Consider the following 13,764-nt stretch of genomic DNA (forward strand, 5'->3'; position numbering starts at 1 on the left):
ATCTTTTTATCCAGATGGAATTTAACCATGCAGGCCTTCGACACCGACGTGCGCAATCGCATCATCAAGCTGGTGAAGGGCATCCTCGAGCAGAACTCGCTCACGGCTGACGTCACGCCATCGACGAAACTCGTCGACGCCGGCTTGACCTCGATGGACATGGTCAATTTGATGCTCGGCGTCGAAGCCGAGTTCGACTTCACCATCCCGCAAGTCGAGATCACCCCGGAGAATTTCCAGTCGGTCGAGACGCTGGAGCGCATGGTCGCGACCCAGTTGCAGCCGGCGACAGCGGCCTAATCAGGCGCGCCTCACCTCCCGGCAAGATCTCACCACCCCGTTCCAAAACCGCCGCAAAACTGGCATAGCTTAACCATGTCGCACGTAGCTGACAGGGTGGAGCAGGCATGACGCAGGCGGTATTGGGCATCATCGGTGGCTCCGGCATCTACGATCTGCCGGGTCTCGAAGGCGCGCACGAAGAGGTGATCAAGAGCCCCTGGGGCGAGCCGTCGGCGCCACTGCGGCGCGGCTCCATTGCCGGCCTGCCGATCGTGTTCCTGCCGCGGCACGACAAGGGCCATCGGCTGCCGCCCTCCGACATCAACTATCGCGCCAATATCGACGTGCTGAAGCGGGCCGGCGTCACCGATCTGATCTCGCTCTCGGCCTGCGGTTCCTTCAAGGACGAGATGCCGCCGGGCACCTTCGTGCTCGTCGATCAATTCGTGGATCGCACCCACAAGCGCGAGAGCTCGTTCTTCGGCCGGGGCTGCGTCGCGCATGTGTCGATGGCGCACCCGGTCTCGCCGCGCTTGCGTATTCATCTTGCTGCTGCCGCCGAAGCCGAAGGTCTCGCGATCGCGCGCGGCGGCACTTATGTCTGCATGGAGGGGCCGCAATTCTCGACCTATGCGGAGAGCATGACCTACAAGACGCTGGGCTATTCCGTGATCGGCATGACCAACATGCCCGAAGCAAAACTCGCCCGCGAGGCCGAGATTTGCTACGCCACCGTCGCAATGGTGACGGATTTCGATTGCTGGCATCCCGATCACGACGCCGTCACGGTGCAGGACATCATCCGCGTGCTGACTTCCAACGCCGACAAGGCCAAGGCCCTGGTGGCTCGGCTGGCCAAGGATTTCCCGCGCGAGCATGAGCCATGCCCGATCGGCTCGGACCGCGCGCTCGACACCGCGCTGATCACAGCACCCGAGGCGCGCGATCCGGAGCTACTGAAGAAGCTCGACGCGGTGGCCGGGCGCATCCTGCGGGCGTGATACGAAAGGCAAAATGCCATGAACGTCGACGGCAAGCATTTCCGCAGCATCTGGCGCGAGCGCGACGGATGGTCGGTCGGCGCGATCGACCAGCGCAGGCTGCCGCATGAGTTCGTCGTTGCAAAGCTGACCTCGTGCGAGGACGCGGCCGTGGCGATCCGTGACATGCTGGTGCGTGGTGCGCCGCTGATCGGCGCCACCGCAGCCTATGGCATGGCGCTTGCGATGCGCGAGGATTCTTCCAATGCCGGTCTGAAGCGCGCTTATGACACGCTGGTCGTGGCGCGGCCAACGGCGATCAACCTGAAATGGGCGCTCGACGAGATGCGTGCGACGCTCGTGCCGATCGATCCGCTTGAGCGGGCGGAAGCTGCCTACGCGCGCGCCGACGAGATCGTCGAGCAAGACGTCGAGATCAACCGCGGCATCGCCGCCAACGGCCTGAAGCTGATCGAGGCGATTGCCGCGAAGAAGCCGGGCGAGACCGTCAATTTGCTGACCCATTGCAACGCCGGCTGGCTCGCCACCGTCGATTGGGGCACGGCTACGGCGCCGATTTATCTGGCGCATGAGCGCGGCATCAAGGTCCATGTCTGGGTCGACGAGACCCGTCCGCGCAACCAGGGCGCCTCCCTCACGGCGTGGGAGCTCGGCCATCACGGCGTGCCGCATACGGTCATCCCGGACAATACCGGCGGGCATCTGATGCAGCACGGCATGGTCGATCTCGCCATCGTCGGCACCGATCGTGTCGCCGCCAATGGCGATGTCTGCAACAAGATCGGGACCTATCTGAAGGCGCTGGCCGCGCACGACAACAACGTGCCGTTCTACGTCGCGCTGCCTTCGCCGACGATCGATTTTGCCGTCGACGACGGCATCCGCGATATCCCGATCGAGCAGAGAAGCGGCACTGAAGTCACCGACATGACCGGCCGTACCGCGGACGGAAGGCTGGAGACGGTGCGCATCGTGCCTGACGGCTCGCCGGTCGCGAACTACGCGTTCGACGTGACGCCGGCACGGCTTGTGACGGGCCTCATCACCGAGCGCGGCGTGCTGAAGCCGGATCGCGCTTCGCTGGCGGCGGCGTTCCCGGAGCGGATTGCCGCTGCGGCGGAGTAGTTAACTAGCCGAGCTTCAGCCCCGTCGTCGCCTCGAGCTCTGCAATCGCCTGCGCGCCATTGACCACCTTGATCGTGGTCATGCCCATCTCGCGCGCGGGTTTCAGATTGACGCCGAGATCGTCGAGATAAACGCACTTTTTCGGATCGACCTTCAGCGTTTCGACCATCAGCTGGTAGATGCGCGGGTCGGGCTTGCGCAGGCCAATCTTGGCGGATTCGATGACGTGGTCGAACAGCACCATCACCTCCGCGACATAGAGTGACCGCCCGGTCATGCTGCCGATCACGTTGGCTGGCAGATTGTTGGTGATGCAGCCGGTCTTGAACTTCGCCTTGATGCGTTTCAGGGCTTCGACCATCTCGGGGCGCAGATCGCCCTGCAGCAGCGGCAGCACCTCGCGGCCGCGCACCTCGGCGCCGAGCGCAAGTGACTCCGCGGCAAACAGCTTGTCGAATGCGTCGATATCGACCTCGGCGCGCTCGAACTTGGCCCAGGCATTCTCCAGATGGTTGGCGGCGTTGGTGCGCCGGATGATGTCGACGGGCAGGCCGCGCTCGGTCTCGAACCGCGTAAATGCCTCGAACGGCGAGCTGGTCAGCACGCCGCCAAAATCAAAGATCACAGCCTCGATCGCCACTATCCTGCCCTCGTCAATTCCTTTCCAAGACGGCTAGCATGCGCTATCGGCAAGGACCAGTCCGAAGCAATCCCGTGCCTCCAGTGATGCTGACGCCAAAGCATGTTCCCATGAAGAAGCTTGCAACTCTCGTCGCAGCCGCGCTGCTGCTCGCCACGCCCGCCGACGCCATCGTCGGCGGCGGCACGCCGCAGACGGATGGCGTTGCGCGCGCGATCGTCACCATCGTCGGATCGCGCGGCAATTTCTGCACCGGCAGCCTGATCGCACCAAAACTGGTGCTGACGGTTGCCCACTGCGTGCAGCCGGGTGCGGACTACAAGATCGTCGATCGTGGCGCCGACGGCCAGCCGCAATTGCTGAACGTGCGCACCGTCGCGATCCATCCCAACTTCAACATGCAGGCGATGCAGGCGCACCGCGCTACTGCGGACGTGGCATTGCTGCAACTGGAAATTCCACTCAAGGGAAAATCGACGGTGCCGGTCGGTGCGCCGAATATTCCGATCCAGGTCGGCGGCCGCTTCGTCATCGCCGGAATCGGTGTCACCGTGCGCGGTGACGGCAAGAGCGGCGGCGCGACGCGTGTCGCCGGCCTCGTCGCCACGGGCCAGCCCGGCACGCTCCAGATCCGGCTGGTTGATCCCGTAACCAACGGTGTTCGCGACGGAATTGGCGCCTGCACCGGCGATTCCGGAGGTCCCGTGTTCGAGGACAAGCCGAACGGTCCCATGCTCGTCGGCGTCATCAGCTGGTCGACGGGGCCGAACGGCGCCGCCGGCTGCGGCGGATTGACGGGGGTCACGCCGCTCACGCTCTATCGCGACTGGATCTTGCAGACCGCGCGGGGCTGGGGCGCGGCGTTGTAGTTTGATCGCGACTTGATCTATGTCATTTTGGTGCGGAAGCGCGATGGGCAACAATGCCCGTCGCGGAGGAAACGCGTCGCCAATCAATGGCGGCCTGAAAAAGACAAGGCATAGAAGCAACAATGAATGTCGCTGTTCGCAGTCACGCCACGGCCAAACAGGCCTCGGAGCATTTCGACGTGCTGATCGTCGGCGCCGGCATCTCCGGCATCGGCAGCGCCTATCACATGACGAAGCAGCTTCCGGGCGCGAGCTTCGTCATCCTGGAAACGCAGGCGACGTTCGGCGGCACCTGGATCACGCATCGCTATCCCGGAATTCGTTCGGACAGCGACCTCCACACCTTCGGCTACAGCTTCAAGCCATGGGTCGGGCCGCCGATCGCGAGCGCCGAAGAGATCCTCAGCTATATGAACGAGGTGATCGACGACAACGATATCGCCCGGCACATCCGCTACAAGCACAAGATCAATTCCGCGAGCTGGTCGAGCGAGCAGAACCTCTGGACCATCGAGGCGGTCGTAACCGACACCGGTGAGCCCAAGACGTTCACCGCGAACTTCCTCTGGATGTGCCAGGGCTATTACCGCCATTCCGAAGGCTACACGCCAGAATGGAAGGGCACGGAGCGCTTCAAGGGCCGCATCGTCCATCCGCAGACCTGGCCGGATGATATCGACCTCGCGGGCAAGAAAGTCGTCGTGATCGGCTCGGGCGCGACCGCAGCGACACTGGTGCCGAACATCGCCGACCAATGCGCGCATGTCACCATGCTCCAGCGCTCGCCGACCTATTTCCGGCTCGGGCGCAATGCGATCGAGATCGCGGAGGAGCTGCGCAGGCTTCAGGTCGACGAAGAATGGATTCACGAGATCGTCCGCCGCAAGATCCTGTTCGAGCAGGATGCCTTTACGAAGCTCTGCCTGTCCAAGCCGGAGCAGGTGAAGAAGGAGCTGATCGGCCAGATCAGCGCGGTCCTCGGTCCGGATTACGACGTCGAGACGCACTTCACGCCGACGTACCGGCCGTGGCGGCAGCGCATCGCCTTCGTGCCGGATGCCGATCTGTTCAAGGGCATCGCCAGCGGCAAGGCCTCCGTCGTCACCGACGAGATCGAATGTTTCGCCGAGAACGGCATCGAGCTCAAATCAGGCAAGCTGCTCGAAGCGGATGTCATCGTCACCGCGACCGGCTTCAATCTCGCGGCGCTCGGCGATATCGCCTTCGAGATCGACGGCAAGCCGCTCGCCTTCGGAGACACCGTCACCTATCGCGGCATGATGTTTACGGGCGTGCCGAACATGGTCTGGGTGTTCGGCTATTTCCGCGCGAGCTGGACGCTGCGCGTCGATCTCGTCGCGGACTTCGTCTGCCGGCTGCTCGGCCACATGAAGGCGAAGGGTACGAAGAAGGTCGAGGTCAAGCTGCGCGCCGAAGACCACAACATGCCGATCCTGCCCTGGATCGATCCGGAAAACTTCAATCCCGGCTACATCATGCGCGACATGAACCTGCTGCCCAAGCGCGGCGACAAGCCGGAATGGCAGCACAGCCAGGATTACTGGACCGAGAAAGACGAGATCCCGAAGACGGATCTGGATGACGGGGCGTTTGTGTACGGGTGAGGGGGCGCTGGCGTAAGGGGCGGTCGCGATCGCCTCTTACTCCGCTGTCGTCCCCGCGAAGGCGGGGACCCATAACCCCAGAGAGTAGTTGCGGAGCGAGATGGTCACTCCGAGCCTTCCCTAAACTGCTCCCTGTGGTTATGGGTCCCGGATCTGCGCTTCGCTTCGCTGCGCTTGTCCGGGACGACACCGGTTGTTGGCCGAATGGCGTGTCAGCTCATTCGCGCTGCCGCTACGAATTCCGCCTCGTCGCATTCGTGGCGATCGCCGCCGCCGCCGTCCGGTTTTCCACGCCGAGCTTGGCGTAAATCTGCTCCAGATGCTTGTCGACCGTGCGCGGGCTGAGGCCCAGGATCTGCGCGATATCGCGGTTGGTCTTGCCTTTGCTGAGCCAGACCAGCACCTCGCCCTCGCGCGTGGTGAGGCCGAGCTCGCCGATGAATTCGGGTGGCAGCGAGGTGCCGGACTCCCTGGACAACCGCAGCAGGAACTCGTTCGGCGCGGTTTCGCCCATGTAATAGAAGCGGAGTTGCGGATTGTCGGGCAGTGTCGCGGCTTGCGACTTCGCGCTGCCCTTGCCCTTGGCCAGCTCGAGCCATTGCAGCAGTGACGGTGGCAGGACGAAGTCGTCGGCCTGTGCGCCGTGATGATCGGCCAGCAGCTTTTGCGCCTGCGGCGTCGCCCAGAGGAGATTGCCCTGGCGGTTGACCGCGAACAGGAAGCGCCCGGAGACGTCGAGCGCAGCGCGCGCGCTCTGGGTCAGCCGGGCATTGCCGAGATGGACGCGGATGCGCGCCAGCATCTCCTCGATCACGATCGGCTTGGTCACGTAGTCGACGCCACCGGCGTCCAACCCGCGCACGATGTGCTCGGTCTCGGCAAGGCCTGTCATGAAGATCACGGGGACATTGGCAAGGCCCGCATCGCGCTTGAGCCGGCGGCAGGTCTCGAATCCGTCAATGCCGGGCATCACGGCGTCGAGCAACACGATGTCGGGCGTGATCTGGTCGACGATGCGCATCGCGGCCGCGCCGTCGAGCGCCACCATCACCGTCATCCCCGCGCCGTCGAGCGCGTCGGTCAACAGCCGCAACGTCTCCGGCGAGTCGTCGACAACGAGCGCGACGTCACGCTTTTTCGACTCAGTGTTCATACGCATGCAATGTTTTCAATGTGGCCATGTACTGGTCGAGATCGAAGCGGTCGACCAGCGATCGCATCTGTGCGACGAAGTCGGCATGCTCAGGGTGCTCGCTGCCGATCTCGTCCAGCTTCAATTGGATGCCCTTGACGTAGCCGATCTGGCCGAGCCCGATCAGCGCCTCGATGTGCCGCACCGGCGGCCGCACGCCGCTCTCGGGCTGCCACAGCGGCACGACGATCTCGTCCGAGCCGTATTGCCATTCAAGCTTGAGGAGCTGACGGACCGTTTCCAGCAGCCGCGGAATGTCGATCGGCTTCATCAGATAGCCGTCGTGGAAGGGCTGCGCCAGCGGCGTTCCGTGAGCCTCAAGCGCGCTGGCCGACACCATCAGGATGCGTGCCTGATGATGGCCGTTCGCGCGCAGCGTTTCCGCAACCGTCCAGCCGTCCATGCCTGGCATGGAAATGTCGAGCAGGAACAGATCGGGCCGGCAGTGCTGCGCCAGCGCCAGGCAGCCCGGCCCGTCGGGCGCGCTGAGCAGGATGAAGCCGAGCGGGGTCAGCACTTCGCGCAAGAGGTCACGATGCACGGGGTCGTCGTCGGTGATCAGGATGGTCTTGCGCGCGCCGTGATAGCCGGAGACCGGCGCCTCCACCGGCGCGATGCGCTGCGGATTGGTGACCTCCGACAGCAGCATCTTGACCTTGAAGGTGCTGCCGCGGCCAACCGTGCTGGCGACCTTGATATCGCCGCCCATTACGCCGGCGAGCAATCGACTGATGGTCAGGCCAAGGCCCGTTCCGGTCTGCGGCTGCGAGACACCGAGCGCACCGCGCTCGAACGGCGCAAAGATGCGTTCGAGATCGTCGCCCTGGATGCCGGGGCCGGTGTCGACCACCTCGAACTCGGCCACAGGGCTGCGATAATGCACGACGAAATGCACGCTGCCGGTCTGGGTGAACTTGATGGCGTTGGAGAGCAGATTGATCAGCACCTGGCGCAGCCGCTTCTCGTCGGCATAGACCACGACCGGCAGATGCGCCGGCCGCCTGAACACGAAGTCGACGCCCTTGGCTGCGGCCTGAAGACGGAACATGCCGACGAGCTGGTCGAGGAATTCGCTCAGGCGCACCTCGTCGCGCGACAGATACAGCCGCCCCGCCTCGATCTTGGAGATATCCAGAATGCCGTCGATCAGGCCGGAGAGGTGATCGGCGCTGCGGCGGACGACGCGAACCTGGTCCCGCGGCTTGGTGCTGAGCGTCGCATCCTGCTCGAGCAGCTGCGCATAGCCGCTGATCGCGTTCAGCGGCGAGCGCAGCTCGTGGCTGAGGCCCACGACATAGCGGCTTTTGGCGAGATTGGCGGATTCGGCGACTTCCTTGGCACGCTGCAGTTCGGCGTCGGTGCGCTTGTGCGCGTCGATCTCCTGGATCAGCAGCGTGGTTTGCCGTTTTGTCTCGGCCTCCGCCGCGCGGCGGCTCTGCTGCGCCAGCACGAACAGCCAGGCGACCACGCCGATAATGATGCTGAGCGAAAAGAACACCTTCCAGAGCACGTTGGAGACGAGCGTGTTCTCACCATGCACGCTCGCCGAGGTCTGGAGATAGATCAGTCCGAGCACCAGCGCGACGAGGCCGGCGGAGACGACGAACACGCCAATGTAATGCCCGAACTGCGAGTTGATCCGCTGATAGATCGTTTGCGGCAAAATCCTGCTGAGCGCGTCAGCGAACTGCACTTGCGCGCGCGCATGCGGCTTGCAGAGATCATGGCAGCGCGCGTCGAGCGAGCAGCACAGCGAGCAGATCGGGCCGGCATAGGCGGGGCAGGACGTCATGTCCTCCGGTTCGAAACTGTGCTCGCAGATACAGCACTGGATCGCCTCGATATTGGCCCAGCTCCGCTTCGGCTTGCGCGCGATGTAGTATTTTCCGCCGGTGAGCCAGGCGATAACAGGCGCGGTGACGAAGGCGACCGTCAGCGCGACGAAGGCGGCGAGCGCCTTCATGGTCGGGCCGAACAGCCCGTAGAACGCCGCGATCGAGACGATGATCGCGAGCGTCATCGCGCCGACGCCGACCGGGTTGATGTCGTAGAGATGGGCGCGCTTGAATTCCATCTGCGGCGGACGGAGCCCAAGCGGCTTGTTGACGACGAGATCGGACACCAGCGCACCGACCCAGGCAATCGCGACGTTGGAGTAGAGCGCGAGTGTTTGCTCCAGCGCCTTGTAGACGCCGATCTCCATCAGGAGCAGCGCCACCATCACGTTGAACACCAGCCAGACGACGCGCCCGGGATGGCTGTGCGTCAGGCGCGAGAAGAAGTTCGACCAGGCGATCGAGCCGGCATAGGCGTTGGTGACATTGATCTTGAGCTGCGACAGCACGACGAAGAAGCCGGTCAACGCCAGCGCGAGGTCCGGCTCCGACAGCACGTATCGAAATGCCACGAGATACATATGCGCGGGCTCGGCGGCCTCTTCGGGCGGCACGCCGTGGCTGAGCGCAAAGAAGGCGAGGAACGAGCCGGCCAGCAGTTTTAGCGCCCCGAGCACGATCCAGCCGGGACCGGCGCTCATCAGGGCGATCCACCACGACGTTCTGGAGGTGCGGCGGTCGCGCGGCAGAAACCGCAGGAAGTCGACTTGCTCGCCGATCTGCGCCACCAGCGAGAACACGACCGAGGATGCGACGCCGAACAGCAGCAGATCGAAATGGCCGCCGAGGTCGCCGTGCTCGCCGGCGAATTTGTGCCATTCCGTGAAGGAGTGGGGGTTGGCCCACGCGATCGCGGCAAAGGGCAGGATATGGAGGACGATCCAGAGCGGCTGCGTCCAGAGTTGGAAGCGGCTGATCAGGGTGATGCCGTAGGTCACGAGCGGAATGATCGCGACAGCGCTGATGAGGTAGCCGATCGGGCGCGGGATGCCCAAACACATCTCCAGCGCGGTCGCCAGGATCACCGCCTCGATCGCAAAAAAAATGAAGGTGAAGGAGGCGTAGATCAGCGAGGTGACGGTCGAGCCGATATAGCCGAAGCCGGCGCCGCGGGTGAGGAGGTCAATGTCGATGCCGCATTTGGCGGCATAATAGGCAATCGGCACGCCACAGCAGAAGATGATGGCGGAGACGACGAGGATGGCGGCGGCGGCGTTGGTGACACCGTAATTGAGGGTGATGGTGCCGCCGATCGCTTCAAGTACCAGGAAGGAGATCGCGCCGATCGCGGTGTTGGCGACGCGGGCGGCAGACCAGCGGCGCGCGCTTTTGGCGGTGAAGCGCAGCGCGTAGTCTTCCAGCGTCTGGTTGGCGACCCATTGATTGTACTGGCGCCTGACGCGGTCTATTCGCTGCCGCCCTGCCACTCGAACCCCACTCCCGAAGTCGTCAAAACCTCTCGTGAACTCGCAATTCCCGTACCAAAGCCTACGTCGGCATTTTGCGGTGCAGTATACGCGATCTTGCGTATGCTTGCGCTGCACAAATTCGAGCCATCCTCACGAGACCAAGCGTGTGTCTCGAAAAAAAGGTGGGGTGCTCATGTCAGACGAACCAAACAAGGGCCTATTGTCGCCGTTACGGCGCAAACTATTGATGGGAATGGCCGCCTTGCCGGCCATCACGATGCTGCCGAAGGCGTCGTTTGCGCAAGCGCCGGCGACCTCGGCGGTCAACACCACGGGTTTAGCCGTCACCGATACCGAGGTCACGGTCGGCATCCTGCACTCGGCGACCGGCACCATGGCGATCTCCGAGACCGGCTCGATCGAAGCCGAAAAGCTCGCCATCGAGCAGATCAACGCGATGGGCGGCGTGCTCGGACGCAAGATCAAGTTCATCCAGGAAGACGGCGCCAGCGACTGGCCGACGTTTGCTGAAAAGGCCAAGAAGCTGCTCGTCAACGACAAGGTCGCGGCAATCATGGGCTGCTGGACCTCGGCCTCGCGCAAGGCGGTGCTGCCGGTCATGGAGCAGTACAACGGCATGCTCTACTACCCGACCTTCTACGAAGGCCTCGAGCAGTCCAAAAACGTGATCTACACCGGCCAGGAAGCGACCCAGCAGATTCTCGCCGGCCTGAACTGGATCGCCAAGGAAAAGGGCGCCAAGTCGTTCTTCTTCGTCGGCTCCGACTACATCTGGCCGCGCACCTCGAACAAGATCGCGCGCAAGCACGTCGAAAACGTTCTCAAGGGTAAGGTCGTCGGCGAGGAGTATTATCCGCTCGGCAACACCCAGTTCAACTCGGTCATCAACAAGATCAAGCTGACCAAGCCCGACGTGATCTTCACCGACGTCGTCGGCGGCTCGAACGTCGCCTTCTACAAGCAGCTCAAGGCGGCCGGCATCGACCTCTCCAAGCAGGCGCTGCTGACGATCTCGGTGACCGAGGACGAAATCGACGGCATCGGCGGCGAGAACATCGCGGGCGCCTACGCCTGCATGAAGTACTTCCAGTCGCTCGACAATCCGAACAACAAGACCTTCGTGCCCGCGTTCAAGAAGATGTGGGGCGAAAAGACCGTGATCGGAGACGTCACCCAGGCTGCCTATCTCGGCCCGTGGTTGTGGAAGTTGACGGTCGAGAAAGCCGGCTCCTTCGACGTCGACAAGATCGCGGCGGCCTCGCCGGGTGTCGAGTTCAAGGGCGCGCCGGAAGGCTATGTGCGCATCCACGAAAACCATCACCTCTGGTCGAAGACCCGGGTGGGACGCGCCAAGCTCGATGGTCAGTTCGAGCTGATCTTCGAGACCGCCGATCTCGTCGAGCCGGATCCGTTCCCCAAGGGCTACCAGTAAGACCGGCTACCAGTAGGACGCGCGGCGCTCTTCGCCGTTTCCCTGAAGACCAAGCAGCTCCCTGGCGTGGACCGCAAATCCATGCCCAAGACCCCCGCGTCGCGAACCTGCTCGCGACGCGGGACCTTATCCCGACGGAGGACATCGATGTTCGGCGACTATTCGATTGGTGACCTTGGCTCCATCTTCGTCATGCAGGGCTTTGCAGGACTGATTCTGTTTTCGGTCTACGTGCTGATGGCGCTCGGACTTGCCATCATCTTCGGCCAGATGGGCGTCATCAACATGGCCCACGGCGAGTTCATGATCCTTGGTGCCTACGTCACCTGGATGACCTCGAATCTGTTCCAGACCTATTTGCCCAGCTTGTTCAGCGGCTACTTCTTCCTCGCGATGATCCTGGCCTTTGTCGCCTCCGGTGCGCTGGGAATGCTGGTGGAATGGGTGCTGATCCGGCACCTCTACAAGCGCCCGCTCGACACCCTGCTCGCGACCTGGGGCCTCAGCCTGATCCTGCAACAGGCCTTTCGCTCCGTGTTCGGTGCGCGTGAGGTCGGCGTCGACCTGCCGCAATGGATGCTCGGCTCGCTCCACGTCACCGAGAGCATCGAAGTGCCGATCAACGGCGTCTTCGTGATGTGCCTCACCGTCCTGATCACCGTCGGTGTCGCCTATGTCATGTACAAATCGCGCTGGGGCCGCCAGGTTCGCGCCGTCGTGCAGAACCGCATCATGGCCGGCGCGGTCGGCATCAACACCGAAAAGGTCGACCGCTACACCTACGGCCTCGGCTGCGGCATCGCCGGCGTCGCCGGCAGCGCCTTCACGATGATCGGCTCGACAGGGCCGACCTCCGGTCAGCTTTACATCGTCGATACGTTCCTGGTGGTCGTGTTCGGCGGCGCCGCGAGTCTGCTCGGCACCATCGCCTCAGCCTTCTCGATCTCGCAGACGCAATCCACCCTCGAGTTCTTCATGTCGGGCTCGATGGCCAAGGTGCTGACGCTGCTCGCCGTTGTCGGAATCCTGATGCTGCGGCCGCAGGGGCTGTTCGCCCTCAAGGTTCGGAAGTGAGAAACGGAAGGCTGATGCAATGACCGACAATCGTTTCTTCAATCGATCGGAGTTCATCGGAATTCTGTTGCTCGCGGTTTTCCTGGTGGTGGTGCTGCCGCTCACGCTCGACGTCTTCAGGCTCAACCTGGTCGCAAAATACCTGACCTATGCCTTCGTCGCGCTGGGGCTGGTGGTCTGCTGGGGGTATGGCGGCATTCTCAGCCTCGGTCAGGGCGTGTTCTTCGGCCTCGGCGGCTATTGCATGGCGATGTTCCTCAAGCTCGAGGCATCGAGCGTCGAGAACACCAAGATCCAGTCGACCCCCGGCATTCCTGATTTCATGGACTGGAATCAGATCACGTCGCTGCCGCTGTTCTGGAAGCCCTTCAGCAGCCTCACCTTCACGATCGCCGCCATCATTCTGGTACCCGGCATCTTCGCCTGGATCATCGGCACTGCAATGTTCAAACGCCGGGTCGGCGGCACTTACTTCGCCATCATCACCCAGGCGGTCGCGGCCATCCTCACCATCCTGATCGTGGGACAGCAGGGCTATACCGGCGGCATCAACGGCATGACCGACCTTCGCACGCTGAAGGGGTGGGACATCCGGCCCGATCACGCCAAGGTGGTGCTGTACTTCTTCGAGGTCGGATGCCTGTTCGTCTGCATCATGATCGCGCAGTTCGTGCGGCACTCCAAGCTCGGGCGCATCCTGGTCGCGATGCGTGAGAAGGAGGACCGCGTCCGGTTCTCCGGCTACAGCGTCGCGAATTTCAAGATCTTCGCCTTCTGCATCGCCGCGGTGTTCGCCGCGATCGGCGGCGCGATGTTTGCGCTCAATGTCGGGTTCATGTCGCCGTCCTTCGTCGGCATCGTGCCCTCGATCGAGATGGTGATCTACACCGCGGTCGGCGGCCGGTTGTCCATCCTCGGCGCGGTCTACGGCACGCTACTGGTCAATTTCGCCAAGACCAGCCTGTCTGAGACCTTCCCCGAATTGTGGCTGTTCGGACTGGGTGGCTTGTTCATCGCAGTGGTTCTCGCCTTCCCCAACGGCCTTGCCGGGATCTGGGGCGACTATGTGCAGCCGCGCATCGATCGCCTGATCCCGTCGCGCAAACCAAAACCCGAAGGCTGGACCGACAGCTCGGTCGCCGACGGCGCCCCGGCCGAGTGAGGAGATCATCATGCTCGTAGGTCATCACGATGCCGAT

At 63.1% G+C, this 13,764-nt stretch carries 11 protein-coding genes; 8 read left to right on the forward strand and 3 right to left on the reverse strand.

Annotated elements, in window-relative coordinates:
- The first annotated feature begins 27 nt into the window (after nt 1-27).
- The 3 genes from IVB29_RS21725 (at nt 28) to mtnA (ending at nt 2,408) form a co-directional block, all read left to right on the forward strand.
- Entirely contained in the window at nt 28-300 is a 273-nt protein-coding gene (locus IVB29_RS21725) for a phosphopantetheine-binding protein (protein WP_247505429.1), read from the forward strand.
- 107 nt (nt 301-407) lie between these two features.
- Nucleotides 408-1,283 carry an S-methyl-5'-thioadenosine phosphorylase gene (locus IVB29_RS21730; RefSeq protein WP_247505430.1) on the forward strand — a complete coding sequence of 292 codons (876 nt, stop codon included), beginning with the start codon at nt 408-410 and terminating at the stop codon, nt 1,281-1,283.
- Nucleotides 1,284-1,301: 18 nt separating this feature from the next.
- Nucleotides 1,302-2,408, forward strand: coding sequence for an S-methyl-5-thioribose-1-phosphate isomerase (gene mtnA, locus IVB29_RS21735; RefSeq protein ID WP_247505431.1), 1,107 nt, complete (start codon nt 1,302-1,304; stop codon nt 2,406-2,408).
- A 4-nt stretch (nt 2,409-2,412) separates the two neighbouring features.
- Here mtnA and IVB29_RS21740 read toward each other — a convergent pair whose 3' ends face one another.
- Entirely contained in the window at nt 2,413-3,048 is a 636-nt protein-coding gene (locus IVB29_RS21740) for an HAD-IA family hydrolase (RefSeq protein ID WP_247505432.1), read from the reverse strand.
- Between the two features lie 110 nt (nt 3,049-3,158).
- Between IVB29_RS21740 and IVB29_RS21745 the strand changes: the two genes are divergently transcribed.
- Together IVB29_RS21745 and IVB29_RS21750 are read left to right on the forward strand one after the other, a co-directional pair.
- Nucleotides 3,159-3,917 carry a trypsin-like serine protease gene (locus IVB29_RS21745; protein ID WP_247505433.1) on the forward strand — a complete coding sequence of 253 codons (759 nt, stop codon included), beginning with the start codon at nt 3,159-3,161 and terminating at the stop codon, nt 3,915-3,917.
- A gap of 122 nt (nt 3,918-4,039) precedes the next feature.
- Complete coding sequence (locus IVB29_RS21750) at nt 4,040-5,542, forward strand: NAD(P)/FAD-dependent oxidoreductase (RefSeq protein WP_247505434.1); 1,503 nt, start codon at nt 4,040-4,042, stop codon at nt 5,540-5,542.
- Nucleotides 5,543-5,774: 232 nt separating this feature from the next.
- Here the strand turns inward: IVB29_RS21750 and IVB29_RS21755 are convergent, their stop codons facing one another.
- Nucleotides 5,775-6,701 carry a response regulator gene (locus IVB29_RS21755; RefSeq protein WP_247505435.1) on the reverse strand — a complete coding sequence of 309 codons (927 nt, stop codon included), beginning with the start codon at nt 6,699-6,701 and terminating at the stop codon, nt 5,775-5,777.
- On the reverse strand, nt 6,685-10,056 hold the full coding sequence (locus IVB29_RS21760) for an ATP-binding protein (RefSeq protein ID WP_247505436.1): 3,372 nt from the start codon (nt 10,054-10,056) through the stop codon (nt 6,685-6,687). The genes IVB29_RS21755 and IVB29_RS21760 overlap by 17 nt, the downstream gene beginning before the upstream one ends.
- A gap of 175 nt (nt 10,057-10,231) precedes the next feature.
- On the opposite strand from IVB29_RS21760, the gene urtA reads away from it, so the two are divergent.
- The 3 genes from urtA (at nt 10,232) to urtC (ending at nt 13,727) form a co-directional block, all read left to right on the forward strand.
- Nucleotides 10,232-11,491: an urea ABC transporter substrate-binding protein gene (urtA, locus tag IVB29_RS21765; RefSeq protein ID WP_247505437.1), complete on the forward strand. Its 1,260-nt coding sequence runs from the start codon at nt 10,232-10,234 to the stop codon at nt 11,489-11,491.
- A 147-nt stretch (nt 11,492-11,638) separates the two neighbouring features.
- Complete coding sequence (gene urtB, locus IVB29_RS21770) at nt 11,639-12,565, forward strand: urea ABC transporter permease subunit UrtB (RefSeq protein ID WP_247505438.1); 927 nt, start codon at nt 11,639-11,641, stop codon at nt 12,563-12,565.
- A 19-nt stretch (nt 12,566-12,584) separates the two neighbouring features.
- The gene (urtC, locus tag IVB29_RS21775; protein WP_247505439.1) at nt 12,585-13,727 is read left to right on the forward strand and encodes an urea ABC transporter permease subunit UrtC; all 1,143 of its coding nucleotides are present in this window, start codon (nt 12,585-12,587) and stop codon (nt 13,725-13,727) included.
- The last annotated feature ends 37 nt before the right edge of the window (nt 13,728-13,764 follow it).

Source organism: Bradyrhizobium sp. 1 (assembly GCF_023073315.1).
In the GTDB taxonomy this organism is placed as follows: domain Bacteria; phylum Pseudomonadota; class Alphaproteobacteria; order Rhizobiales; family Xanthobacteraceae; genus Bradyrhizobium.

Coding starts and splice junctions, on each gene's coding strand:
- IVB29_RS21745 (WP_247505433.1), top strand. CDS start 3,159: ATGAAGAAGCTTGCAACTCTCGTCGCAGCCGCGCTGCTGCTCGCCACG.
- urtC (WP_247505439.1), top strand. CDS start 12,585: ATGACCGACAATCGTTTCTTCAATCGATCGGAGTTCATCGGAATTCTG.
- IVB29_RS21725 (WP_247505429.1), top strand. CDS start 28: ATGCAGGCCTTCGACACCGACGTGCGCAATCGCATCATCAAGCTGGTG.
- IVB29_RS21730 (WP_247505430.1), top strand. CDS start 408: ATGACGCAGGCGGTATTGGGCATCATCGGTGGCTCCGGCATCTACGAT.
- IVB29_RS21750 (WP_247505434.1), top strand. CDS start 4,040: ATGAATGTCGCTGTTCGCAGTCACGCCACGGCCAAACAGGCCTCGGAG.
- urtA (WP_247505437.1), top strand. CDS start 10,232: ATGTCAGACGAACCAAACAAGGGCCTATTGTCGCCGTTACGGCGCAAA.
- mtnA (WP_247505431.1), top strand. CDS start 1,302: ATGAACGTCGACGGCAAGCATTTCCGCAGCATCTGGCGCGAGCGCGAC.
- urtB (WP_247505438.1), top strand. CDS start 11,639: ATGTTCGGCGACTATTCGATTGGTGACCTTGGCTCCATCTTCGTCATG.
- IVB29_RS21755 (WP_247505435.1), bottom strand. CDS start 6,701: ATGCGTATGAACACTGAGTCGAAAAAGCGTGACGTCGCGCTCGTTGTC.